Source organism: Bradyrhizobium sp., assembly GCF_035309285.1.
Classification (GTDB): Bacteria; Pseudomonadota; Alphaproteobacteria; order Rhizobiales; family Xanthobacteraceae; genus Bradyrhizobium.
The window spans coordinates 1-25,786 of the sequence record NZ_DATGFH010000172.1 but is presented as its reverse complement, the minus strand read 5'-3'; the positions used below and the strand labels follow the sequence as shown (position 1 = coordinate 25,786).

Sequence of the window (25,786 nt, the reverse complement as noted above, 5' to 3'; positions counted from 1 at the left end):
CCTTATCGATATCGAACATAAAGAGAACAGAATAGTCAGGTAATTACCCTTATCCCCAATATCTGGTAGTTCAGGGTAGAATCTGCGAGTTTCTCCGCCAATTTGGCTTCCGTCGTATTTTAACAAGTGATTAATTGTCGAGCTTGCGTCCGAATTTAGCAAGTGCTAATTTTGTATCCGTGTTGTTTTAAAGGAGAGGACATTGGCGCTTCCTTTTGATTATCGGGAAAGAATCCGAGGTCTTCGCCGAACCATGCGGCTCAAACAGCCTGAATTCGCTGCTCTAGTCGGAGTCTCCCCCATCACCATCAGCCGCTGGGAAAACGGCCAAAACGATCCCACAGACTTGGCCTGGGCTCGGATCGAAAGTCTCGCGAGCCGCGCTGCCGTGCCTGCGGGTACACTCGGTGAAAACTCCTTAAGCAGCCCCCAAATTGACTTTGGATCTGACCCTGAATCCGTCGCCGCGGTTGCTGAGTCTGTTCGTCTGCTTAGCGGTCATCTTGCCAGCCCGACGTTCGCTACCGAAATTTCGCTAATCGACCCGCTGCCCCATCAAAGGGTCGCCGTTTACGACCAAATCTTGAAGTCATGGCCTATCCGTTTCCTGCTGGCTGACGATGCGGGCGCCGGTAAGACCATCATGACTGGGCTCACTATCCGCGAGCTTCTCTCGCGTAGGCTGATCCAGCGGGTGCTTATTGTTCCTCCAGCCGGGCTCGTAGGAAACTGGCAGCGTGAATTGCGCATCCTGTTTCGAATCCAAGCGCGCATCATCCGCGGCAGCGAGGCGGCAAAGGGCAATCCCTTCTTAGAGCCCGACGCGAATTTTGCGATTGTCAGCCTCGACACGCTTCGCTCCAAGGGGACCTTTGCGCGTCTTCGCGAAGCAGGTTTAGCCGGCCACGGCTATGACCTTGTCGTCTTCGACGAAGCTCACAAGCTCTCGGCCGATCGTGATCCGATCGATATGACTGTTCGCAAGACAGCACGCTACAGATTGGCTGAATCCGTCGCTGGTATTGTTTCGGAAGAGCCCGAGTTCGACTTGGGTTGGGCGCCTCAGTCCTTGATGCTGCTGACTGCTACGCCGCACATGGGGAAGCCGTATCCGTACTTTGCACTTTGGCGTCTGCTCGAACCAGATGCACTGAGCACGCCTGAGGCGCTGGCTGATTTTCCGAGGGAGCGCCGTGCACGCCATTTCATTCGACGTACCAAGGAAGAGATGGTCAAGCTCGACGGAACGCCGCTTTATCCGCAGCGTCTGTGCGACACTCTCGGGTTCGATTTAACCCAAGGGCCGGGCAGCGAACAGGAACTCTACGACGAGACGAGTAAGTATATTCGCGATATCTACAACAAGGCATCCACGCTAAATCGATCGGCCGCTCGGCTCGCGATGGCGGTTTTTCAGCGTCGTCTTGCGTCCTCGACATTCGCACTGAAAAGATCGTTCGAACGACGTGCGGAAAAGCTTTCTGCAGCTATCAGAGCGATCGAGGAAAATGGCCTTGAGGCGGTAAGGAAGGCGCAACGGGATCTTCAAAAGAAGGCCGAGAATAATGAACTCGATCTCTTTGCCAATGCCACGGCTGATGACGATGCCGGAGATGGTGGCGAGGCAGTTGAAGCTGGAGAAGCTGAGACGCTTGGCGCGCTGGTCACTGAGAACCTTGCGGACCTGATCCATGAGCGGGATCGCGTCCTCAGTCTTCGGGAGATGGCACAGGGCCTGCTGGACGCTGGACGAGAGTCCAAGTTCGCGAAGTTGCTTGAGACGATGAAAGACCCGCGCTTTACGAACGAAAAAATGCTCGTTTTTACCGAGCACCGGGACACAGCGAATTATCTCACCGAACAATTAGAACGTCTCGGCTTCGCCGGGCAGGTGGCTCAGCTGCACGGGGCCATGGATTACGTAGAACGAGATAGACAGGTCGAATTTTTCCGAAAATCTATCGATAGCGGCGGTGCTAAATATCTCATCGGCACAGACGCAGCGGGCGAGGGCGTAAATCTTCAGTTTTGTTGGCTGATGATAAATTATGACGTTCCATGGAATCCTGCCCGACTTGAGCAGCGGATGGGGCGCATCCATCGCTACGGCCAGAAGAAAGACGCCGTCTACATTGCAAATCTCGTGGCGTGGAAAACTCGCGAGGGCAAGGTCATGAAGACGTTGCTCGACAAGCTGGAGACAATCCGTAAGGAACTCGGTTCGGACAAGGTGTTCGACGTCATCGGACGGCTCTTCGAGAACGTTTCGCTGAAATCCTATTTTGATGCGGCCATTCGAGGCGAAGAAGTCGCAGACGGAATCGAGGGCGTGCTGACGATAGAACAGCTACGCGCACTCGAAGCTAAGGAGCGCACGCTTTATGGCAACGGCGGTGGTGACGTGAAGGCCAGATTGCCTGTCATGCGCGAGGACTTAGAGCGTGAACAGTATCTCCGCCTAATGCCGGGCTATGTACAACGGCTCGTCGAAAGGTCTGCGCCTTTGCTTGGGCTCGGAATCGATGGAGATGTGTCATCCGGCTTTCGTTTTAAGGTGCGGCAGCACGGCGCTATGGACACTATTGCGCCTGAGATAGAAACCTATCCCTACGAAGCGCGTCAGAAATTGATGGTCCATCGTCCAGGTTTTGGCGAGGAGGCGATCTGGCTGCACCCGGGTGAACCCGTTTTTGACGCGATCTCCAGTGAACTGCAGGAGCGCTTCGGTTCCGATGCGCTTCGTGGTGCTGCCTTTGTAGACCCGCACGCTAAGGAAGCGTCGTTGTTCCATCTCGCGACGACAACCGTTCTCCGCCGAGGTCCCACCGGGGACGACGTGCTGGAACATTGTCTGGTTGGCCTTCGCCAAGATTCAGACGGATCGATCAGGGAGTGCCCCGTTGAGTGGCTGCTCCTTCTTAGGGGGGCGAAAGACGTGAAGCCGGGAGCATATCCTGTCGGCCGCGAGTGCCAGAGACTGTTGCGCGAGGCCGGCGAGTGGCTGTCCGACGTGTTCGGCGCGGGCTTGGTTGCTTCGCACCGATCGATTGTTGAGACCGATCTGCCCCAACGCATCGATCTCGTGAAGGCAGGTTTCAACCGCCAAGAAGCGGAGTTGACACGCGCCCGCAATCGTCTCCGCCAAGCTGCTCAGGATGGAAAAAAGCAAGCGTCGGTTCAGTTGGAACTTGTCAAAACCCGCCACTCAGCTCTTTCCAGAGTCCGAGAGAATCGGCTTGCAGCGATCAAGGCCGAACCAGATCAGATCATGCTCGGCCCCGTACGCTTCGTCGCGCACGCATTGATCGTGCCATCAGTCGACGCCGAAGACGAAAAGCGATTTGACGCCCAGGTTGAGGCCGTCGCCGTGAAGCTATCGATTTCACATGAGGAAAATGCTCGGGGCAACGTCCGCGATGTTTCTACAGCGGCGCGCGCTCGGGCGGTTGGTCTATCGGACTTTCCTGGCTTCGATCTCCTGTCTGAGCGTCCCGGCACTGCGCCGCGATGCATTGAGGTGAAGGGTAGAGCAGATCGCGGCGAAGTCTTCATGACCCAGAACGAGTGGGCAAAGGCCGCAAATCTCGGTGAACGCTATTGGCTTTACGTTGTTCTCGACTGCGCCTCACCCAAACCAAATCTATTTCGAGTGCAGGATCCCTTCACTCGGCTTCTTGGTGCATCAAAGACCGGGATGACGTTTACCGCCGGAGACATTCGCGCTCTGGCGGAACAGGATTGAGACGAGCCAATGTCAGACAAACGATTGATCGAAACTGCGTTCCCGCTGGCCGAGGCATCAGCCGCTTCTCTGCATGAGAAGAACATGCGTCATGGGCACATTTCCACATTGCATCTGTGGCCGGCTAGAAGGCCGTTGGCGGCATCGCGCGCGGCAATCGCTGCAGCGCTCCTCCCCGATCCAATTGATGACGAGGCGCGTAATCAACTGGTCCGTCGGCTAGGCGGCCGGCTTAAGCTGAAGAAGCAAACCAAGACTGAAGCTGGCAGTAAGGTTGAGGCCGCGAAGGTCGAAGCGGACGGTGGAATCTTATGGTGGGGTCAGGAGGCTTCGCCCGATGTCGCTTGGTTTCGCGAAAAGATTTCCGCCGCAAACGGGGGACGGCCTCCCCGTGTTCTTGACCCTTTCTCTGGAGGAGGCGCCATCCCATTGGAGGCAATGAGGCTCGGTTGTGACGTCGTGGCTAACGACCTCAACCCTGTCGCGTGGCTTATCCTAAAATGCACTCTTGACTATCCGCAACGTTTGGCGGGTCAGAAGTTTCCGTTGCCGAAACATGCCATGCGTGACCCGAGCTTCGCTACGACCTTCTTGAAGGCTCTGGATCTTAAGGGCGCTAGACTCGAACAAGCAGTGGAGGCGATGTCCGCGGCCGGACGTGGCGAAACGATTCAGCATGGTCTGCTAGACGACCATCCTTGGGAAGAGGCACCATTAGGGTGGCATGTCCGCGCTTGGGGCGGATGGGTTTTAGCAGAAGCTCGCCGGCAACTCTCTGCGCGCTATCCTACGTTCGCCGAGTGGCAAGCGTTGGATGGTGTGACGGCCGTTGAACCGAAATTACTCAAGCGCCTGCCATCAGATAGGGACAATTCAGTTGCGATAGAGGAACTTAATAGGGACCTCACGGGTGCAGAGCTCCGTGATTCTCGCACTCCACGATGGATTTCTAAACCGACCGTAGCATACCTTTGGGCCCGCACACTTTGCTGCCCCGCCTGTCGCGCGGTTTATCCGCTCCTCAAGACAAGGTGGCTCTGCCAAAAGCGCACTAAGCGAGCGTTGTTGAAAATGGAGCCAAATGGAAAACGCGACGGAGTAAACCTTAGTGTCTACTCTGACGTTCCTGTGCCATCTGGTACCGCTAACCAGCGCAATGAGATCGATCGGATAGCGGGGCAGGGAACATTGTCGCGGGCTGGCGCAACGTGTCCGTGCTGCAATCACATCACAGCATTAGAAAACTTGAAGTACGAGTCGGTGGCGGGACGACTAGGAACGAGGATGACTGCCGTGATAGTCGAGGGCCATCACGGAAAAGAGTACCGGAGTCCTCAACCTGAGGAAGAACAGGCTGCGGCGTCGGCAGCCGAGGACCTATCCGAAGTTTTTCAGACCGTTCCATACGGTATGCCAACAGAGCTTATACCGCTGGGCGGAAGTCGAGGTGGCGGCGGTACTCGGTTTTCAACGCCGCCATATGGACTGACCCGGTGGGAGCATCTCTTTCTGCCGCGCCAACTCGTTTCATTGGGTACGTTTGTTAACATCATACGACACGCACCCTCTATGCTCCGCGACCACGGATATCCACCTGCTTGGATCGAGAGTCTGACGGCGTATCTTGCCCTTGCGATTGACCGATTGGCTGATTATGGAAGCGTGATCTGCAGCTGGAATAACAAACGAGAAACGCTTCGCGGAACGTTTGCACGCTATGCGATTCCGATCGTGTGGGACTTTACCGAAACGAGCCCACTATCCAGTAGCACCGGGAATTATCTTGGCGGTATCGATTGGATCTCCAAAGTCGTTCTCCGCAATTCCGAAGCGCTGCAAGGTGCTTCACCGCCTAAAGTGTTGTGCAGTAGCGCGACTCAAGTAGATGGTGAGTTCGACGCGATTATTACCGACCCGCCTTATTACGATGCGATTCCTTACTCGGACCTGATGGATTTTTTTTACGTCTGGCTGCGACGATCGTTGGTCGGCCTATCTCCCGAAATCGACGCAGCATTCAATGCGGCAGCCGGCCCAAAGTGGAATCACGCGGAGGGCGATGGTGAGCTGATTGATGAGGCGAGTCGCTTCGGGGGTAGTAAGGAGGCTTCGAAACGAAATTTTGAGGACGGAATGGCGACTGTATTTCGGAAATGCAGCGCGTGCCTACGTCCAGATGGTATCTTCGTTATTGTCTTTGCCAACAAGAATCCTGATGCATGGGAAACCCTTGTCAACGCGGTTATTCGGGCAGGGTTTGTTGTTGAAGGAAGTCTGCCTATTCAAACGGAGCGATCCAGTCGTCCGAACGCACTTACCGCGGCTGCGTTATCTTCCTCCGTTTGGCTCGTTTGTCGCAAACGTCCAGCAGTTGCGCGTCCGGGTTTTTCTGGTCCCGTGTTAGCGCAAATGCGAGAGAAGATTCGCACCCAGATGCATCGGTTTTGGGACGCCGGCATTCGTGGCCCAGATTTTCTTTGGGCTGCCACAGGCCCGGCACTCGAAGCGTTCAGCCGTCATCCGGTAGTCTACCGCGAAACGTCTAGCTCTGGTCAACGTGAGCAAATGCCTGTGTCTGAGTTTCTTCGCGAGGTGCGTCGCCTTGTGGTGGAATTTGCTGTTGGTCGCGTACTTAAACCCGCTACCGGGTCTGACGAGGACGTGCAGCGTATCGGCATGGACGACATCACAACTTACTACGTCTTGCACCGCGACAGCTTCGGTATGACTGAAGCGCCGATTGGCGCTTGTATCCTTTATGCGTTGTCCTGCGGGCTTTCGGACGCAGATCTTGCTGACCGTTTCGATATCCTCGTGCGCGCTGGCGGCAAGGGTACCATTGGGTCTAGTGACGCGGGCACGGAACAGGACGAGGAGTCAGAAGACGAAGAAGTGGCGGATGCTGAGAGCGGTGGCACTGGGAGCAAGGTCCGGCTTCGGCGTTGGGATCAGCGGAAACGTAAGTCTCTAGGTTTGGAGGGGGTCGGTGGGCTTCCGGTGCCCATGATAGATCGCGTGCACCGACTCATGCAGTTGTGGAAAGTCGGGGACTTATCGAAAGTAAATGCATATCTCGACCAAAATGGATTAGCGCGCGACACAATTTTTGCTCAACTCGTGCAGGCCTTAATCGAACTAGCCCGCCGCGACGACAAAGGCGATGAAGCGCCAATTCTGGAGTCCATTAGCAATCATCTGAGGTCGCGTGCTGGCATTTCCATGCTTGCACAAGCGCCCCTTATTTTTTGATAACCCGGGAGAAAGACCATGTCGGCGAACACTGCTAAATCCTGGGCGCAAATTGTTAGGGTCCGCGAAGATGTGCGAACTGGGCAACTTTCCTTGCAAGAATTTGCGGCGGATCTGTTCGACGTTGTTAATCGCACGGGTAAACGTCCGCTTTATGAAGACCCAGAGAAATTTTTCTCTCTCAGCTATGCCACGAGCGCTCAACGTGACATCGCAGCGGCCACCGCTGAACGACTTCGCGGGAAGAGCGATAAGGCGATACGCCAGCTGGAGTTAACCTATGGTGGCGGCAAGACGCATACTCTAGTCACGTTAACCCATCTTTTTCGAGATTCAGCGGCGCTTCCGGAATTACCTGCCGTGAAGGAATTTGTAAGCGCGATGGGCGGTGATTTGCCCAAAGCGCGTGTGGCAGCCGTGTGCTTCGACAAACTTGACCCGGAGCTTGGCGTGCCGGTGCTGAGTCCGTCGGGCGAGCAGCGCACCCTGAAGTATCCGTGGAGTATCATTGCCTTTCAGGTCGCCGGAGCTGACGGCTTGCGAGTCCTACGCGCCGATGGAAAGGACGAAGAACGGGAAACTCCTCCGCGTGACCTGGCATTGGAAAAGCTCCTGGAGATGCCCGGCGAGGAAGGCCTTGCTACGCTCATTCTATTCGATGAAGTGCTCATGTATGCGGGCGAGATGGCGAAGGATCCGATTCGCGGTGAGCAATTTCGTGAGCAGTTCTTGAATTTCCTCCAGTCGTTGACCCAGGCTGTAGCAAAGGTGAGCACTGCTTCGATGATCGTTTCGCTTCTTGCATCAGATCCTAAGCGCGATGATCCGTTTGGGCGTCAGCTTCTTTCTGATATGTCGAACATTATGGGACGCAAGGAGGATGAACCGTTTCAACCGGTCGGAAAAGATGACGTCGCTGAGATTCTTCGACGCCGGCTCCTTGACCCAGATACAATAAGAGACCAAGAGGCATTTCGCCCGAACGTTGTTGCCGTAGTGAAGGCACTGTCTGCAACCGACCCGGAGTTTGCCAAGACAGCAAAGCAACGTGACGACAGAGAGAAACAGTATCTCGCGAGTTTCCCATTCGATCCGGCAATGATGGAGGTATTCTACACAAAGTGGACAAGTGGCCTTCCCTTGTTCCAGCGCACTAGAGGTGTGCTTCGTAGTTTTGCCGTCGCGTTGCGCGATGCTGAGACTTGGGACACTGCTCCGATCGCGGGAGCATCCATACTTTTGGCGCAACCGGGAGAAGACAAGCTTTCACCCGCGCTCAGCGACCTCGCGGGAGTAGCACGGGTCGATCAGGTGGACGGCCCCCCACAAGATTGGGTTGCTATTCTGCAGGGAGAGCTACGATTTGCTCGGGAAGCTCAAGAACAGTTACCGGCGCTCACCGGGCGTGAGGTCGAGCAGGCCGTGGCCGGTACGTTCCTGCACTCGCAGCCTCAAGGCGCTAACCACGCGCGCCTTACAGATCTCTATTCGCTTTTGGGCGCATCGAAACCCGACAAGATTGCGCTAGAGAAAGGTCTGCAGTCTTGGGCCACTCGCTCTTGGTTCTTGGATGAAATGCATCTCGACAGCGCCGAGAAGCGCGCGGACGGATCTCGTGGCGTTCCAAAAACCTGGAGACTTGGCTTCCAGCCGAATCTTAAGCAGATGCATGATGACGCCCGAGTGAATCGAGTTGGAAAATCTGCTGTCGACGAGATGCTTCTTGATGAAATAAAGGTTGCTAAGTGGCTGGATGCCGGAGCGTCGACGCTAGGCGCTCGCGTTCACAAGCTGCCGACCGGTCCGGATCAAGTGCCAAACGATGGTGAATTTCGGTACGTTATTCTTGGTCCGAATGCACAGTCTGAATCTGGAAAACCGTCTGCGTCAGCGGTGCGCTTCTGCGAAGAGGTTACTGGTCCTCACAACCCTCGTTCTGCCAAAAATGCCATTGTGATTGCCGCGCCGGATCGTGCGGGAATGGCCCAGGCTCAGGAAAGGGTGAAAGATTATCTGGCTTGGCTGGAGGTGAAAGCGCAGCTTTCGTCCCAGGCAGTTGACCCGGTTCGATCTTCAATGCTGGACAGTGCCGTCTCTGGGTCGAAGAAGGACATCGTCGACGCTATTAGGCAGGCATATTGTATCGTGGTTACAAGAGGGAGCGACGATTCAGTCATTGCTTTCAAGGTAACCGTGGATCCGGCCAAGCCGCTGTTCACTACGATCAAGGAAGATTCGAAATCTCGCATTACTGACGTAGCTCTGGCGCCCGATGCATTACTACCCGGTTCGGGAAGTGGTTTCGATTTGTGGCGCGAAGATGAAGATAGGCGGAGGGTAAAAACCATCGTGGGTGCTTTTGCCGAACAGCCGAAGCTTCCAAAGATGCTTCGCCGTAAGGATTTGCTGGATACTGTGGCAAATGGTTGCGAGCAGGGCCTATTCGTACTTTCGCTTCAACGGCCCGACGGAAGCGCGCGCACCTGGTGGCGTACACAGATCGATGAAGAGGCGCTTAACGACGATGCATTGGAAGCCGTGCAGAACCCGGCGGCTATGCTTGACGGTATCGATGCAAGCCTGCTGGCACCATCGAAACTGGAGGGCCTCGACTGGAAAAATGGAGTCAAGGTCGCTGATCTCATCTCCTATTTCGACGGCTATGTGCTTACGATTGACCACCCCGAAGACGGCTGGACCGAACAAAAGCCCATTCCGCGTTGTCCAGAGGGCAAAATTCTGGAGGCGGTGGCAGCGGCGGTAAAGGCGGGTTCCGCTTGGTTGACGAGCGGAACAGCTTCAATTTGGGGCGAATTGCCCCCCCCGGGGATTGTTTCGAAGACAGCTATCCTTCGAATTCCCCCACAGCCGATCGACGTTTCATCCCTTACTCCTGAGGCCTTGCCTGACGCATGGAGCGGAGGTAAGGCGACAGCACATTCAATCGAGCAGGCCGTCGCTGCGCAGCGTGGCGTGACATCGATGCCTTGGAAGTTAGTCGAGGCTGCCATAACGGGCGCGCTGAATAGTGGCTTTCTGCGTGTATTTCCTGGAGCCGTATCATGGCCTTGTCAGTTTCATGAAGCCGCATCTCTCGAACTTGGGTTGCCTGAGGTCACACCTGCTGGCGGACAATACGCACCGGTCATGCAAGAGGCGGTTCCAAAATCGACTTACGGCCAAGCCGGATTTCGATCAGGGGTGCTGGATAGCAGTCAGCTGACAGAGCTTGTCGAAGCGATGGGAGATGTGTTGGCTGCGGCAGGCAATCTGACCCTTCGATTCAAAGTGACGGTTGAGTTTGCTGAAGGTGAAATGCCAACGCCCGAGGTGGCCGTGAAGCTTGGAGCTGCACTGAACAAGGCAACCGAAGCGTTCGGTTGAATGCGCCGAGTTCGTTCGCTGATATAAGCCCCCTAGCTCGTGACGCAACGTCTGGGCTTTTAATCGCGTGGGGGTGGGCCTCGCTTTCGGGCCGATCGCCGGATCACGTGGCCTTGGAGGACCACATTCGCGCGCAACGGGGCAGGAAGGGCGTGATCGTCTTCTCCCAAAGATCCTGTCGGGACAGATTGAACTCAACGATCGACCTGAAAGGGAAATGACATGACGCGATCACATCGGCAGCGCTAGCTGCGATTCCGCGTCGTCGACATGCTGCAGCGCCGATAGCGAGACGCCAAGAAGTCGGACCGGCTTGGGGACCGGCATCTCGTTCTGTAGCAGAGCGATCGATATGAGTTCGAGGTCGCTGCAGCTCGAAACCGCGACGGGGACGGATTTGCTGCGCGTGATAATCTCGAAGTCGTTGAACTTTACCTTTAGCGTCACCGTGCGTCCCCGGTTGCCGGCGCCTTCGCAGTATCGCCAGACCTTGTCGATGAGCGGCTTGAGTTCAACGACCATGGCGTCGAAGTCAGTGAGGTCGGTGGAGAACGTGTTTTCGGCGCCGACGGATTTGCGGATCCGGTCGGCGCGGACCTCACGGTTGTCCACGCCCCGCGAGATCCAGTAGTAGTAGCTTCCGGCCTTCCCGAAGTTTGTCTGCATGAATTCGAGCGACTGATTGCGCATGTCAAGGCCGGTGTAGAGACCGAGGGCGTTCATCTTGTTGCTGGTAGCCGGCCCGATGCCGTGAAACTTGCCGACCGGCAGGTTTTCTACGAACGCCGGCCCCATCTCTGGCGTGATGACGAACTGGCCGTTCGGTTTGCGGTAGTCGGAGGCGAGCTTGGCCAGAAACTTGTTGTAGGAGATGCCGGCCGAAGCATTGAGGCCGGTTACTTCCTTGATCTTCGCACGGATTGTGAACGCCACGTCTCGCGCCAGCGGAATGCCTTGCAGATTTTCGGTCACGTCGAGATAGGCCTCGTCCAGCGACAGCGGCTCGATGATCGGTGTATGCTCTGCGAAGATCTCACGGATCTGTTGGGAGACCGCCTTGTAGACCTCGAAGCGCGGCTTCACGAAGATCAGATCGGGACATTGCCGTTTTGCCGTGACGGACGGCATGGCCGAGCGCACCCCGAACTTCCTCGCTTCATAGCTGGCTGCCGCCACGACGCCCCGCTCCTGGGATCCACCGACTGCGACCGGCTTACCGCGGAGATCCGGATTGTCCCGTTGCTCGACGGACGCGTAGAAGGCGTCCATGTCGACGTGGATGATCTTGCGCTGGCGGTCCGGGGGAACTGCCTGATCGTCCTCGTCCTCGACAGTCACGTTGTCTGCCCGGCCGGATCTTCCTTGACGCCGCGGGCGACGATTTTGAGCGACCCGTCCGAAAGTGGCCGCTGCAGCTTCAAGACCTCGTCCGGAGGGGCCGTCATCCAGGTCTCGACTTCGTCCGGCGTCGTCAGGATCACAGGCATCGCCTTGGGGTGGATGGCGCCGACCTCGGCATTCGGTTCTGTCGTGAGGAACGCGTAGAGGTCGTTGGTCGTCTCGCCTTCCTTGACCTTCCGGACGGAGGTCCAGTTGGTCCAGATGCCGGCGAAGCAGGCAAGGGGGCGGGTCTCATCGAGTGCGAACCAGATATCGCCGCCTTCGACCTTGTTGAACTCGCTAAAAGAGTTAAACGGCACCACGCAACGGTTCTCGACGCCGAGCCAGCGGGTCCAGTGTTTGCTCTTTACATTGCGGATGTTCGTCGTGCCGCCGTCCGGCTCCATTCGAAGCAATTCCTTGAAGTCGACCGGCTTGCCCTTGGCTTGCAGCTTTTCGGCTCGTTTTTTGGTGGCGTCCATCAACGCCTTTGATGACGATGGCATGCCCCACCGCGCCGTGGCGAGTTCGCGGCCCCCAGGTCCGTTGCGCACGATCGGTGCCTTGTAATCGGGAAACACGCCCGGCATTGGCGCCAGATTGCCGACATATCGATTGATCACCCGAAACAGCGCGATGATGGCGGCCTGGTTGGTGGTGATCGAGTAGAGATTGCACACGGGGTGTCTCGTCTGCTTTGGCGGCCGCACGAACGGCCCTTGAACGGCGTCGAATCCTATTTGCGTGAGCAGGTGGTGTCGCTGATCTTGTACCTGCCGCCGGAGAATTTGGGCCAGTCGCACGCGGTGCCGGACCTGATCATCTGTTCCGCGATGTCGACCTTGTCGAGGAAGCACTGTGCCACGATGCGGTCCCGGCTGGTAGGTCGGGACCGCCCGTCGCAGACGGTACCTTCCCCGACTTGAAGGCAATGGACGTTTTTCCCTCGATCATGCTCGACAGCACGCCGGCGGCCTGTCCGTAACCAGCTTGCCCGCGTTCGGGGGCGTCGATTCCGCAGATCCTCACGCGTATCTTGGCGCCATCGGCTTCCATGGTGAAGGTGTCTCCGTCCGACACGGCTAGAACCTCTCCCAGGTAGTCCGCCGCTATTGCTGGCGAACAAACAAATGCAGCGACGATGGCGGTGAGCAATCTCATTTCGGTATCTCCCGGCTACCGCCACATTCCCCGCATGCGAGCGCTTATATCGACTTTGGGTCCTTGGCCGGGGGTGCGCTCCGCAGTACCGGCAGGCACAATCGGCCAGGCCGTCCGCTCCGAACAGACCCAGCAGCTTTTCAGGGATGAAGCGCGTTCTGGAAGCATAGAGATGGCGATCGCCCTGCGCGTGCTGGCCGTGGACGAAGAAACGCTGCGGTACCACCAGATGAAGGTCATCCTTTGCGCGGGTCATGGCGACGTAGAGCAGGCGACGTTCCTCCTCGATCTCGGCCGAGGTGCCGGCACCGAGGTCGGACGGCATGCAGCCATCGACGACGTTGAGCAGATAGACCGACTTCCACTCCTGGCCCTTGGCGGAGTGGATCGTCGACAGGATCAGGTAGTCCTCGTCGAGTAGCGGAACGCCGGCCTGATCGCTGGTCGCGTCAGGCGGGTCCAGCGTGAGTTCGGTCAGGAAGCGTTCGCGCGAAGGATATCCGGAGGCAATTTGCTCGAGCTGGAGCAAGTCAGCCCGCCGGGTCTCGGCGTCTTCATGGATGCGGTCGAGATGCGGTTCGTACCAAAGGCGAGCACGCTCCAAATCGGCTGGCCATTCCGAATATCGGAGATTGCCCAAGGTCTCGACGAAACCCTTCCAGTCGTCGCCGGCGCGCGGCGGGGTCGGAAAGCCCGCGAGAGCCGTGATCGGGTCGGCGGCTTCCGCCATGCGGTCGAGCACGCGCTGGGCGGTTGCGGAGCCGATGCCGGGCAATAGATGCAGCAGACGGAATCCGGCGACGCGGTCGCGCGGATTTTCGACGAAGCGCAACAACGCCAGCATGTCCTTGATGTGGGCGGCGTCGAGGAACTTCAGTCCGCCAAACTTCACGAACGGGATGTTCCGGCGCGTCAGTTCGATTTCAAGTGGACCGCTGTGGCTGGATGTCCGGAACAGAACGGCCTGCTCCTTCAGAAGGGTGCCAGATTCACGGTTCTCTAGGACACGTTCGACGATGAAGCGCGCCTGGTCGGCCTCGTCGCGTACGGAGACGAGCTGCGGCTTGGCTCCGGACGTCCGTTCCGTCCAAAGGTTCTTGGTAAAACGCTCCTTCGCGAGACCGATAACGCCGTTGGCGGCGGCGAGGATCGTTTGCGTCGAGCGATAGTTGCGGTCGAGCGTGATGATGCTCGCAGGCGGCGAGAACTGGTGGGGAAAGTCGAGGATGTTGCGCACGGTCGCTGCGCGGAACGAGTAGATCGATTGGGCGTCGTCGCCGACGACCGTCAGCCCTCGGCCTCCGGGCTTGAGCGCCAGCAGGATCGAGGACTGCAGGCGGTTCGTGTCCTGATACTCATCGACCAGGACGTGATCGAAGCGACCGCCGATGTCATCCGCCAGGCCGGCGTCGCCGACCATCTGCGCCCAATAGAGCAGGAGGTCGTCGTAGTCGAGAACGTTCTGCTTCTGCTTGGCTTCGACATAGGCCGCGAACAGTTCCTTAAGCTCCGCCGCCCATCCGGCGCACCATGGATACGAGGCGCCGATGACCTGCTCGATCGGCATCTCGGCATTGACGCAGCGCGAATAGATGGAAAGGCAGGTGCTCTTGGTCGGGAAGCGACTTTCGGTCTTGGAGAATCCCTTTTCATGTCTGACCAGGTTCATGAGGTCGGCTGAGTCTTCGCGGTCGTGAATCGTAAAAGCGGGGTCCAGACCGATCTGTTCGGCATACTCGCGCAGCAGGCGGGCGCCGATGCCGTGGTAGGTGCCGGCCCAGGTCAGCGCGTCGGTCATGATCCCGGCGTTGTCACCCAACACCTTGCGCGCGATCCGTTCGACCCGCTTCGTCATCTCGGATGCGGCGCGACGTGAAAACGTCATCAATAGGATCCGGCGCGGGTCGGCGCCCTGAACGATCAGATGGGCGACGCGATGGGCGAGAGTGTTGGTCTTTCCGGAGCCCGCTCCTGCGATGACCAACAATGGCGGCGCCGCCAATCCTCCCGCCGCGCCGTGCTCGACCGCACGCCGCTGCTCGGGATTGAGGGTTTCGAGGTAGGCGGTTGCCGTCTGCACCTTGGGCGTCCGTTCATGGTTGGAAGAAACGACGGTCGATGATTCCTGCCGTGATCGCAACCTAGACCTCCCCTCGAGGGTGACGCGGCTGCCAACCAAGTTGGAGCAAGGTCGCGGAGGGGCGCCGACCGGCCTTGGCGCACTTGCGGCAGCGCAGACGGCTTGCAAGATCGTGCACGAAGGTGGTCGGCGGGTGCTTGAGGGCTGCCAGATCGACGTCGTTCGGGGTCTTGCACCGTGAACACTGGATTTCCAGCCAGGGAAAGCCGCCGTTGATAGCTTGGTCAATTGTTGGCGAAGGGTCGATCGGCTCGCCATCGCTCCACATCCGCTCGTTCCAGCTTTCGCAGAGCAGCCTGTCCGCCTGTTGAATCAAGGCTGCACCCTTGGCACGCATCTCCGCCGACTGCGCAGCCAGAATGCCGGTCATCGCGCGTGCTTTCCCCAATTCCTTCGTCAGAGCCTTTCGGTCTCCGCCTGACAGCGGCGTGGGGTGGTGTTTTGGCGCCATCCGGACATCCAAGCGCAGACCAAACTCGGGGTGCAGCCTAGGTCATGTCAAATCCCGGCCAGCACCCGTCTTCTTCGTGTCTTCCCGTGCGCTGCTGGCAGGTGTTGTCGAGCAGTCGCTGCGCGACGTCCTTCCAGACCGCGTTGCCGCCATACAATCGGACTGCATCGGCGGTCTGGATTTCCACGGTCCGTTCGCATCGGCGGCAGCAGATGCGCAGCACGTGGTGCTGAATCTCGGAAAGGCGCCGCTGCCGCATCTGGGCTCCGGTCGCATCGGCGCGAGGGTCTTTGAGGACCGATTCCCAGTATTCGGCCGGGAGGGGCGCATCCGGAGCCGCAGCAGAGGGGCTCCGCCTGCGGACGGCTTCAGCGGCCAGCTTTTCTATCTGCTTTGGGGTCGGCATGCGCCAGCTCGCGGGTCGGTCGGACATTCCGAATTAGAACATAAAGAGAACAAAAGTCGAGTCCGATCGAGCCCGCGCCGTGAAAAAATCCTCCCATTGGAAAGGTCGCGATGTCGGAACCAAGCCGGGCCATTCGTCTTGAATCCAGCATCAGTATTGGAGTTCCCCCGTCATGGCCCCCCGCGCTAACTGGAAAGGCTTCCTGCGTCTTTCCCTCGTCACCTGTCCGGTAGCGCTCTATCCGGCCACGTCGGAATCCGAAAAAGTCTCCTTCAACCAGCTCAACCGGAAGACCGGCCATCGCATCAAGTACGCCAAGGTAGACGCCGACACCGGCGAGGAGGTCGCCAACGAGGACATCGTCAAAGGCTACAAGGTCGACACCGACACCTTCATCGAGGTGACCAAGGAGGAGCTTGAAAACGTCGCGCTGGAATCGACGCGAACCATCGAAATCGACGAGTTCGTCGACCGCAGCGAAGTCGACCCGAGGTATCTGATCCGTCCCTACTACCTGGTGCCGGACGGAAAGGTCGGTCACGACGCCTTCGCTGTCGTCCGCGAAACCATCCGCGAGATGAACAAGGTCGCCATCGGACGGGTGGTGCTGACCAACCGTGAGCACATCATCGCCCTCGAGCCCATGGACAAGGGCCTGATGGGGACGCTGCTGCGCTATCCTTACGAGGTGCGTTCCGCAGACGAGTATTTCGACGACATCCAGGATGTCAAAGTCACCAAGGACATGCTTGATCTCGCGAGGCACATCGTCAACCAGAAGGCGGGCCACTTCGAGCCGGACAAGTTCGAAGACCAGTACGAAACCGCGCTTCTCGATCTCATCAACCAGAAGCGCGCCGGAAAACCAATTGCCGCGAAAGAGCGTCCGCGCGGCGAGAACGTGGTCGACCTGATGGACGCGCTGCGCAAGAGCATCGGCGGAGGCGCGGCGACAGAGGCGCCAAAGAAGCCAGCCAGGAAGGCGCGCAAGGCGGCGGCCGGGCAGAAGGAAATGCTGATGCCGATTGCCGGCAAGAAACCGGCCAAGGAGGCCGCGGCGAAGAAGCTGCCGGCCAAACCGCAGCGGAAGTCGGCTTAAGATATCTTTGCGATGGGTTCACGGAAAGCTCATCCGACAAGCCGGATGCGTCGAGATACTTCCCGGTCCGGCCGCTCGTTCGCCCGCTTTGGAAATTCTCTGCTCGCGAGGTAAACAGCAAAGCTGATCGCATGGCAGCGGTCAGTGGGCGGGGAAGCGTCTCATGGCCAGAAAACTGAAGACCTACCAGACCTCGCTGGGCTTCTTCGATCTGGCGATCGCGGCTCCGTCGATGAAAGCGGCCCTGGAAGCGTGGGGGGCGGACAGCAATCTCTTCCACCAGGGCGCGGCGAAGGAAAGTGACGATCCGGACGTCATCGCGGCGGCCATGGCAAAGCCCGGCGTCGTTCTCAGGCGCCCGGTTGGCACCGACCGACCTTTCAGCGAACATGCCGAGCTGCCTACCGATCTTGGCGGCGGAGGACCAACGAAAGCCGCCCGCAAGTCGAAAGGCCCAAAGGCGAAGAAGCCATCCTCTCGCCCCGTTGACAAGGCTGCGGAACGAAGGGCCGCTCTCGCCTACGAACGGGAGCAGACGCGCCGCGAACTCGAACGGGCGAAGAATGAGGCCGCCAGGCAGAAGGACCGTGAACGCCGGCAGCAGGCCATCGACAAGGCGCAGGCTGCGTTGGACAAGGCCGAGCAGGAGCACGCAAAGAGAGCCGCGGCGATCCGGGCCGAGGTCCAGGCTCTTGAGAAGAGATCGCAAACCGAACAAGCCCGCTGGGACAAGGAGAAGGAGCGATTGGAAGCTGCGCTGCGGCGCGCGCGGGGTTAGTTTCTGTGGCGGCACCCAGGGACTCTGGAAGGGCAGCTACGTCGAGCCGTGGCTCTATCGTGCATGCATCCACGCAAGTGGAAAGCCGTCCGCCTGTTCGGACGGAGCAAATGCCCATCCTTGATGCGATCCCAGCAAGGCGCCCATCCACAACGAGCGTTGGCCAATCACCGCAGTTGGGCAGGTGGCTCTGGCGCGGTTTGGGCGACTCACGCTACCCATCATTCCCAATCACCTCACTGCACAATGGGAATGAAATGGTTGCAGCCACCCGTGAATTGCCGGCCTCCGGTTACGCGCTTGAAGTGGACGGTCGGCTCAAAGCCGAATTTACAACCAGAGACGGCGCCAGGGCAGGTGGCGAAGAACTAAAGAAGCGTTTTCCCATGCTTCAGATCAGGATCTATGACGCGCAGACGCATGCGCGCGAGGAAATCTAGGTCCTCCGACTCAAGTCCTGGTGGAGTTCTTCCGCTTGCGCGCGTGCGGCTCCGCCGCATCGGGCTCTCGTAAACCGAGCCGCTTTGCGTCTCGGCCATCCGGCTTCGATCCCTCGCGCAAGAGCTGCGGAGCTCCTCGCCGGGGGCACTCGGGAAAGGGGCCCGCCGCCATGAAGTATGCCGGCGTCGCTATCACTGCCCCGTTCCCGGGTGCCCTTTTAACCGGTCTCGTCGCTGCACTCGGTCCCGCGTGCCGCCTTCGGCGTCGCTATGCTCACGCTCCTGCGGGTGCCATTTTCCGTTGAGGCGATACGCCCCTGGCGCACGCCTGGCCGGGGTCTTCGGTCCTGGGCACCTCAATGCCAGTCAGATTAAGAACAGGTCGGAAGGCGGACTGCGTTGCAGATTTCGCATTCTTTCACTCGTGCGAACGCGGAAGGCCGCTACCGAGCTCTCGTAAGCCGACCAACGCGGCGTCTCGGTCACACGGCGTCGATCCTTCGCGCAGGAGGCAGAGAGTAAGAGTGCCGCAGGGTTTGCCGTGACGGGTTGAAGGCTGTGAGAGAGGCTCGCGGCGCCCGTCGCGGAGATCCGCGATGTCAAGACATCACACTCGGGTGCGCGCCGGCCAGGACCGGGCAAATCTCTATGATGAAATCACCGACAAGATCATCGCCGAACTTGAGGCTGGCCGGGTACCCTGGGTCCAGCCCTGGGGAACGGCCGCGGCAAAAGCGCCGCTGGCGATGCCGAAAAACGCGTCGACTAACCGGCAATACAGTGGCGTTAACATCCTCATTCTCTGGGGAGCCGTGATCGAACGCGGATTTTCCGGTCAGAGTTGGCTCACCTTCAGTCAGGCGCTCTCGCTCGGCGGCAACGTTCGTAAGGGCGAACGCGGCACCACCGTCGTCTATGCCGATCGTTTCGTTCCGAGCGACGAGAAACGGCGTGCGGCCGAGACCGGTGAAGATGTGCAAGCCATACCGTTCCTCAAGCGTTTTACCGTTTTCAATACTGACCAATGCCAGGATCTGCCTGACGAGATCGGAACCACAGCTCCGCCACCGCCGCCGGGCCTGATTGAGCCGACGGTCGAAGCCTTGATCAAGGCCACTGGCGTCGCGTTCCGCATTGGCGGCGAGCGCGCCTTCTATGCTCCGGCCGAAGACTACGTGCAGGTGCCGCCGCCGCAGGCCTATTTCGAGCCGATCAATTGGCATCGCACCGCGCTGCATGAACTCGGTCATGCGACGGGGCATCCCTCGCGCCTCAACCGCGACCAAAGCGGATCGCATGGCACCAAGAAGTACGCCTTCGAGGAATTGGTCGCGGAACTGAGTTCAGCGTTCAGCTGCGCGTCGCTCGGGATCGTGCCGACCGTCCGCCATGCCGATTATATCGGCGCATGGCTTGAAGTCCTGCGCGAAGACAATCGCGCCGTCGTGCGTGCGGCGTCGCAGGCGAGCAAGGCCGCAGACTTTCTGCTCAGCTTCATTCCCGATTCCGTTGCAGGTCCGCCGTCGGATTCGGTCGTTGACGATTGCGAGGCCGCGTGATGTTCGACCCCTGGTGGCTCGGCGAGAGTGAGAGGTGGGCAAGGCTTTTGGCGACGGGTTGGAAGCCAAGAGAGAGTCTCTTGGCTGCCCGTCGTGGAGAATCCAGATGACGAAAGTTCAGAAGATCACGCTGTCCCCTTCGCGCGACATTCCCTTCAATAAGCTCTTGCTCAGCCAATCGAACGTCCGCCGGGTGAAGGCAGGCGTTTCGATCGAGCAGTTGGCCGAGAGCATCGCTCAGCGTACCCTGCTGCAGAGCCTGAATGTTCGGGCCGTCGCCGATGCCGAGGGTAACGAGACCGGCATGTTCGAAGTGCCGGCGGGCGGGAGGCGTTATCGCGCCTTGGAGCTTCTGGTGAAACAGAAGCGAATGGCGAAGACTCAACCCGTCCCTTGCGTCGTTCGCGAGGGCGGAATTGCCGAGGATGATTCTCTTGCGGAGAATGACGAGAGGGTGGGACTGCATCCGCTCGATCAGTTCCGAGCGTTCCGGACCCTGCGCGACGCCGGTTTGAGCGAGGAAGACATTGCCGCTCGGCACTTCGTGACGCCGGCCATCGTGAAGCAACGGCTGCGGCTGGCGTCAGTGTCGCCAGAACTGCACGAGGTCTATGCCGAAGACGGCATGACGCTCGAGCAACTCATGGCGTTCTCGGTCACGGCCGACCACGCCAGACAGGCACAGGTCTGGGAGAACGTCAGCCGCTCCGGCTACGATGAGCCATTCCAGATTCGCCGGATGCTGACGGAAGCGACGGTCCGCGCGTCCGACCGGCGTGCACGCTTCGTTGGACTAAACACCTACGAGCAGGCAGGTGGCGGCATTCTACGAGATCTATTCGAGTACGACGACGGCGGTTGGCTTCAGGATGTCGCCTTGCTTGACCGTCTCGTCGCCGAAAAGCTGACAGCGGAGGCCGAGACGATCGCCAAGGAAGGCTGGAAATGGATCTCCGTGGCCGTGGATTTCCCTTACGGCCACGCCAGCGGTTTGCGTGAACTGGAGGGCAAACCTGCCGATCTCACCGCCGAAGAACAGGCGACCATCGACGCACTCAACGCCGAGCAGACAAAGCTGGAACTTGATTACCAGGACGCGGATGAACTGCCCGATGAGGTCGATCAGCGTCTCGGCGAAATCGAAGCGGCGCTGGCGGTCTTCGAAGACCGGTTAGTAGTTTATGACCCGGCCGACATCGTCCGTGCCGGCGTCTTCGTCAGTATCGATTCCGAAGGACGGCTTTCGGTGGACCGAGGTTATGTCCGACCGGAGGACGAGGTCCCCGCATCGGATCCGGAAATCGGGCAGGGCGTCGATGCGTCGTCGGCAGAGGGGCAGGCGGCCGGTCATTCCGTGCAGCGCACGGCGATATCGGTCGCCGGTCACCCGGCTGAAACCGATGAAGATGATGAGGACCCGGCCAAGCCGTTGCCAGACCGGCTCATCATCGAACTGACGGCACACCGGACGCTGGCGTTACGCGATGCGCTGGCAGAAAACCCAGCGATCACGTTCCAGGCGGTGCTGCACAACTTCGTGCTGACGGCCTTTTACCGGTTCGCATCGTCTGGAAGCTGTCTCGAGATCGGGCTTCGCACGCCGGCCTTTCCAGCCCAGGCCCCGGGATTGAGGGAAAGCGTGTCTGCAAAGGCCGTCGAGGCGCGACATGAGGGCTGGAAGGAGCGGTTGCCGAAGAGCGAGGCGGACCTCTGGGAGGCACTTACGGCATTGGACGGCACCGCTCAGGCGTCCCTGTTTGCCCACTGTGCTTCGTTTGCCGTCAACGCTCTCTATGAGCCGGCTAACCGCACCAATCAGGGCCGGGTCTCGGCGCACGGCATTCGCACTCGACTCGACCAGGCCGATGTCCTGGCGCGCGCCGTCGGGCTCGACATGGTCCAGGCCGGGTGGAGACCAACCTTCGACAACTATCTCGGCCGTGTCACCAAGCCGCGCATTCTGGAGGCCGTTCGAGAAGCGAAAGGCGATGCGTCGGCGCAACTCATCGACCATCTGAAGAAGGCTGACATGGCCAAGGAGGCCGAGCGCCTTCTCGATGGTTCCGGCTGGTTGCCGGAGCCGATGCGTCTCGTCGACATCGCGCCGGCGGCGGCAGAGGAGGATGGCGAAGCTGGACCGCTGCCCGAATTTCTCGCTGATGACGAGGACCAGGAAAGCGTCAGCGACGACGATCAGCCACAGCTCGATGCCGCCGAATGACGTGCCTTCGCGAAACGGCTCGGGCCGTCTAGCGCCCCATGGGGGACCGGTGCTCGGCGCCGGTCCCCATTTTTATTGGCGATGGCTGAGAGCGAGAGGCGGGCCGGCAAGGGTCTGAGCTGCCGCGGTCTTAGGAGAGTGCCTGGCGGTTCGCCCCGTTCCCGCTCTCCCGAGAAATCCTGTCATGACTGAATCTCTTCTCGGCGGCACCACCGCTGCGCCGCTCTCGATCCGTACCACTGCAGTTGTTGCCTCCGCGGTCGTAAGGGCTGCGCGGCGGCTTTTGACCGATCTCGAACGCGGCCATCGAATCGATTCCGCCGGCTTGCGCGGCGCGATGGAAGCTGCCTTCGGCGCCTCGGATACCTCTGGCGCCTGGAACTGGAAGACCGCCTATGACGCCTGCGAAGCGGCAACTGTCCTGTTCCTTCGACGGCATGGTGCGGCCATGCGCACCAAGGCGACGTCACTGGCCGCTATGCTGCCGATGTTGACAAAGATCACCAATCTCCTACCGACCCAGACACGGCGATCCCTGGAAAGTGAATCTCTCCAGCAGTTCTCGACACCGATCGCATTAGCGTGCGTCGCCAGCATCGCCGCCGCGATAACGCCCGCAGATGTCGTGCTGGAGCCGTCGGCTGGAACCGGCCTTCTTGCCATCTTTGCCGAATTGTCGGGCGCCTCACTTGTCCTCAACGAGCTCGCCGAGACCCGCGCCGGCATTCTTAGCGACCTCTTTCCAGGCGTCTCAACGACGCGGTATGACGCGGCGCACATCAACGACCACCTTGATGCCGGCATTGTGCCGAGCGTCGTGCTGATGAACCCGCCCTTCTCGGCAGCGGTCCATGTCGATCGCCGGATGGCGGATGCGGCACTACGGCACGTCGCCTCTGCGCTGGCGCGTCTTCCGGAAGGTGGACGGCTGGTCACCATATCAGGCGCAAACGTTGGCCCCGACAATCCCGCGTGGACCGACCCCTTCATACGGCTGCAGGAGCACGGTCGTGTCGTGTTTTCGGCGGCGATCGACGGCGCCATTTATGCCAAGCACGGCACCAGCATCGACACCCGCCTGACCGTCATCGATCGAGTGCCGGCTGATGATGTCGCGACATTCCCGGCATCACCTGGCATCGCGCCCGACCTGCCGACTTTGCTCGGCTGGGTCATGCAGTACGTGCCGCCACGTCGCCCAATTGCTGGTACGGCGCACGCGGTAGTGCTGGCCATGGCCAGCCCTTCAATGCCTCGAACGGTCCGCGCCTACGTCGGCCAGCGCCAGCCGGCTGCGGCGGTGCCGCCGGTCGATGTGGTGGCGACCGAAATCGCCTATGAGCCGGTCGACTGGACGCCCACAAATGCCGGCAAGATCACTGATGCGCTCTATGAAGAATATGCCTTGCAGTCGATCCGCATTCCTGGCGCGCAGTCGCATCCGACCAAGCTTGTTCAGTCGGCGGCAATGGCGTCAGTCGCACCGCCAAAGCCGTCCTATCGGCCGCACCTGCCGGCCAACGCTGTCGCCGATGGCATTCTCTCGGACGCCCAGATCGAGAGTGTCATCTATGCCGGCGAGGCTCACTCCGAGTTTCTTGCGGGCTCCTGGACGGTCGATACGACTTTTGACGTCGTGGCGGCCGCGCGCGACGACGCGGAAAATGCAGTTCGTTTTCGCCGCGGCTGGTTCTTGGGCGACGGCACCGGGGCTGGCAAGGGGCGTCAGGTCGCCGGCATCTTGCTAGACAACTGGCTCAAGGGTCGCCGCCGAGCAGTCTGGATCAGCAAGTCCGACAAACTGATCGAGGATGCGCAGCGCGATTGGTCGGCGCTCGGTGTGGAGCGGCTGCTCGTAACGCCGCTATCCCGGTTTCGCCAGGGTATGCCGATCCGGCTCGCGCAAGGCGTCCTATTTACCACCTACGCTACGCTGCGTACCGACGAGCGCGGAGAAAAGCTTTCGCGCGTCGGACAGATCGTTGAATGGTTGGGCTCCGATTTCGACGGAGTGATCGTATTCGACGAAAGCCACGCCATGCAGAACGCGGTCGGCGGCAAGGGCGAGCGGGGCGACCAGGCAGCCTCTCAGCAGGGGCGCGCTGGCCTGCGGCTCCAGCACGCTTTGCCGAACGCCCGCGTGGTCTATGTCTCCGCGACCGGCGCTACTACGGTACACAACCTCGCCTATGCCCCGCGGCTCGGATTGTGGGGCGGTGAGGATTTCCCCTTCGCCACACGGGCCGAATTTGTCGAAGCGATCGAGGAGGGCGGAGTCGCGGCCATGGAGGTGCTGGCGCGCGACCTCAAGGCGCTCGGCCTCTACGCGGCGCGCTCTTTGTCCTACGAGGGAATCGAATACGAACTCATCGAACATCAGCTCACGCCCGAGCAGGTTCGTATCTATGACGCCTATGCCGACGCGTTCGGCATCATCCATAACAATCTCGACGCGGCAATGCGGGCCGCCAACATCACCGGCGAGACCGGTACGCTGAATGCGCAAGCAAAATCCGCGGCGCGATCCGCCTTCGAAAGCGCCAAGCAGCGCTTCTTCGGGCACCTGCTGACCTCGATGAAGACGCCGTCACTGATCCGCTCGATCGAGCGCGATCTCGACATGGGACACGCCGTCGTCATCCAGATCGTCTCAACGGGCGAGGCGCTGATGGAGCGTCGGCTCGCCGAAATTCCGACTGAGGAGTGGGGCGACGTCCAGGTCGACATCACCCCGCGCGAGTATGTGCTCGACTATCTCGCTCGTTCCTTCCCGGTCCAACTCTACGAGCCATTCACCGACTCGGAGGGTAACCTCTGTTCCCGGCCTGTGTATCGCGACGGCCAGCCCGCCGAGAGCCGGGATGCCGTCGCGCGCCGCGAGCGCCTCATCGAGAAGCTCGCATCGTTGTCGCCAGTGCCCGGCGCCCTCGACCAAATCGTCCAGCGATTTGGAATCGACATGGTCGCCGAAGTCACCGGCCGCTCACGCCGCATCATTCGCAAGGGTGCTCGTCTCCTGGTCGAAACCCGTGCGGCTTCCGCAAACCTCGCCGAGACCTCGGCCTTCATGGATGACGTCAAGCGTATTCTCGTGTTCTCCGACGCGGGCGGCACAGGCAGGAGCTATCATGCCGAGTTGTCGGCACGAAATCGCCGCTTGCGGGTTCACTATTTGCTCGAGCCCGGTTGGAAGGCGGATGCCGCCATCCAGGGCCTCGGCCGCACCAACCGCACCAACCAGGCGCAGCCACCGCTATTCCGGCCGATCGCGACGGACGTGAAGGCAGAAAAACGCTTCCTGTCCACGATCGCTCGTCGGCTCGATACGCTCGGCGCCATCACCCGAGGTCAGCGTCAGACCGGGGGCCAGGGCCTGTTCCGACCCGAGGACAATCTCGAAAGCCAGTATGGTCGTGACGCTTTGCGTCAACTTTACATGCTGCTTACGCGTGGGAAGGTGGAGGGCTGCTCGCTTGAACGGTTTGAGGATGCGACCGGGCTGAAGCTCTCGGATGCCAACGGCATCAAGGATGAGCTTCCGCCGATCACGACGTTTCTGAACCGGTTGTTGGCGCTCACCATCGAGCTACAGAATATTCTCTTCACCGCCTTCGAGCAGCTACTGACCACCCGCATCGAAGGCGCGATCGCATCAGGCACTTATGACGTTGGGCTGGAAACCCTGCGCGCCGAGAGCTTTGTCGTCACCGACCGGCGGACTATCTACGTCCATCCCGGCACTGGCGCCGAGACCCGGCTTCTCACGATCACTCAGC

At 59.8% G+C, this 25,786-nt stretch carries 13 protein-coding genes and 2 pseudogenes; 10 read left to right on the top strand and 5 right to left on the bottom strand.

The window, feature by feature from the left end:
* Positions 1-202 precede the first annotated feature (202 nt).
* The 4 genes and pseudogenes from VKR55_RS31390 (at position 203) to VKR55_RS31380 (ending at position 10,375) form a co-directional block, all read left to right on the top strand.
* Positions 203-3,742 (top strand): helicase-related protein, encoded by a 3,540-nt coding sequence (locus tag VKR55_RS31390; RefSeq protein ID WP_324409281.1) that lies wholly within the window; start codon positions 203-205, stop codon positions 3,740-3,742.
* Positions 3,743-3,751: 9 nt separating this feature from the next.
* Positions 3,752-3,922: pseudogene (locus tag VKR55_RS33145) on the top strand (DUF1156 domain-containing protein); the annotation flags it as partial.
* 1,104 nt (positions 3,923-5,026) lie between these two features.
* On the top strand, positions 5,027-6,991 hold the full coding sequence (locus tag VKR55_RS31385; protein ID WP_324409280.1) for a hypothetical protein: 1,965 nt from the start codon (positions 5,027-5,029) through the stop codon (positions 6,989-6,991).
* An 18-nt stretch (positions 6,992-7,009) separates the two neighbouring features.
* Complete coding sequence (locus VKR55_RS31380; RefSeq protein WP_324409279.1) at positions 7,010-10,375, top strand: DUF499 domain-containing protein; 3,366 nt, start codon at positions 7,010-7,012, stop codon at positions 10,373-10,375.
* Between the two features lie 231 nt (positions 10,376-10,606).
* Here the strand turns inward: VKR55_RS31380 and dinB are convergent, their stop codons facing one another.
* The 5 genes and pseudogenes from dinB to VKR55_RS31355 all read right to left on the bottom strand — a co-directional run bounded on the left by dinB (position 10,607) and on the right by VKR55_RS31355 (position 15,940).
* Positions 10,607-11,713 (bottom strand): DNA polymerase IV, encoded by a 1,107-nt coding sequence (gene dinB, locus VKR55_RS31375; RefSeq protein ID WP_324409278.1) that lies wholly within the window; start codon positions 11,711-11,713, stop codon positions 10,607-10,609.
* Entirely contained in the window at positions 11,710-12,435 is a 726-nt protein-coding gene (locus VKR55_RS31370) for an SOS response-associated peptidase (protein WP_324409312.1), read from the bottom strand. The genes dinB and VKR55_RS31370 overlap by 4 nt, the downstream gene beginning before the upstream one ends.
* Before the next feature lie 496 nt (positions 12,436-12,931).
* Positions 12,932-14,996, bottom strand: a pseudogene (locus VKR55_RS31365) (ATP-dependent helicase).
* A gap of 61 nt (positions 14,997-15,057) precedes the next feature.
* Entirely contained in the window at positions 15,058-15,507 is a 450-nt protein-coding gene (locus tag VKR55_RS31360) for a hypothetical protein (RefSeq protein WP_324409277.1), read from the bottom strand.
* Positions 15,508-15,544: 37 nt separating this feature from the next.
* Positions 15,545-15,940 carry a hypothetical protein gene (locus tag VKR55_RS31355; protein ID WP_324409276.1) on the bottom strand — a complete coding sequence of 132 codons (396 nt, stop codon included), beginning with the start codon at positions 15,938-15,940 and terminating at the stop codon, positions 15,545-15,547.
* 145 nt (positions 15,941-16,085) lie between these two features.
* Between VKR55_RS31355 and ku the strand changes: the two genes are divergently transcribed.
* From ku to VKR55_RS31325, 6 genes are all read left to right on the top strand, one after another.
* Positions 16,086-17,012: a non-homologous end joining protein Ku gene (gene ku / locus VKR55_RS31350; RefSeq protein WP_324409275.1), complete on the top strand. Its 927-nt coding sequence runs from the start codon at positions 16,086-16,088 to the stop codon at positions 17,010-17,012.
* A gap of 163 nt (positions 17,013-17,175) precedes the next feature.
* Positions 17,176-17,790, top strand: a complete 615-nt coding sequence (locus tag VKR55_RS31345; RefSeq protein WP_324409274.1) for a cell envelope biogenesis protein TolA — start codon at positions 17,176-17,178, stop codon at positions 17,788-17,790.
* A gap of 257 nt (positions 17,791-18,047) precedes the next feature.
* Positions 18,048-18,230, top strand: coding sequence for a hypothetical protein (locus tag VKR55_RS31340; protein ID WP_007605933.1), 183 nt, complete (start codon positions 18,048-18,050; stop codon positions 18,228-18,230).
* Between the two features lie 596 nt (positions 18,231-18,826).
* Positions 18,827-19,789, top strand: a complete 963-nt coding sequence (locus VKR55_RS31335; protein WP_324409273.1) for an ArdC family protein — start codon at positions 18,827-18,829, stop codon at positions 19,787-19,789.
* 106 nt (positions 19,790-19,895) lie between these two features.
* Positions 19,896-22,010 (top strand): ParB/RepB/Spo0J family partition protein, encoded by a 2,115-nt coding sequence (locus VKR55_RS31330; protein WP_324409272.1) that lies wholly within the window; start codon positions 19,896-19,898, stop codon positions 22,008-22,010.
* 184 nt (positions 22,011-22,194) lie between these two features.
* The coding region (locus VKR55_RS31325; protein WP_324409271.1) for a strawberry notch-like NTP hydrolase domain-containing protein at positions 22,195-25,786 on the top strand (3,592 nt) is incomplete at its 3' end.

Coding starts and splice junctions, on each gene's coding strand:
- VKR55_RS31385 (WP_324409280.1), top strand. CDS start 5,027: ATGACTGCCGTGATAGTCGAGGGCCATCACGGAAAAGAGTACCGGAGT.
- VKR55_RS31380 (WP_324409279.1), top strand. CDS start 7,010: ATGTCGGCGAACACTGCTAAATCCTGGGCGCAAATTGTTAGGGTCCGC.
- VKR55_RS31360 (WP_324409277.1), bottom strand. CDS start 15,507: ATGGCGCCAAAACACCACCCCACGCCGCTGTCAGGCGGAGACCGAAAG.
- VKR55_RS31355 (WP_324409276.1), bottom strand. CDS start 15,940: ATGTCCGACCGACCCGCGAGCTGGCGCATGCCGACCCCAAAGCAGATA.
- ku (WP_324409275.1), top strand. CDS start 16,086: ATGGCCCCCCGCGCTAACTGGAAAGGCTTCCTGCGTCTTTCCCTCGTC.
- VKR55_RS31345 (WP_324409274.1), top strand. CDS start 17,176: ATGGCCAGAAAACTGAAGACCTACCAGACCTCGCTGGGCTTCTTCGAT.
- VKR55_RS31340 (WP_007605933.1), top strand. CDS start 18,048: ATGGTTGCAGCCACCCGTGAATTGCCGGCCTCCGGTTACGCGCTTGAA.
- VKR55_RS31335 (WP_324409273.1), top strand. CDS start 18,827: ATGTCAAGACATCACACTCGGGTGCGCGCCGGCCAGGACCGGGCAAAT.
- VKR55_RS31330 (WP_324409272.1), top strand. CDS start 19,896: ATGACGAAAGTTCAGAAGATCACGCTGTCCCCTTCGCGCGACATTCCC.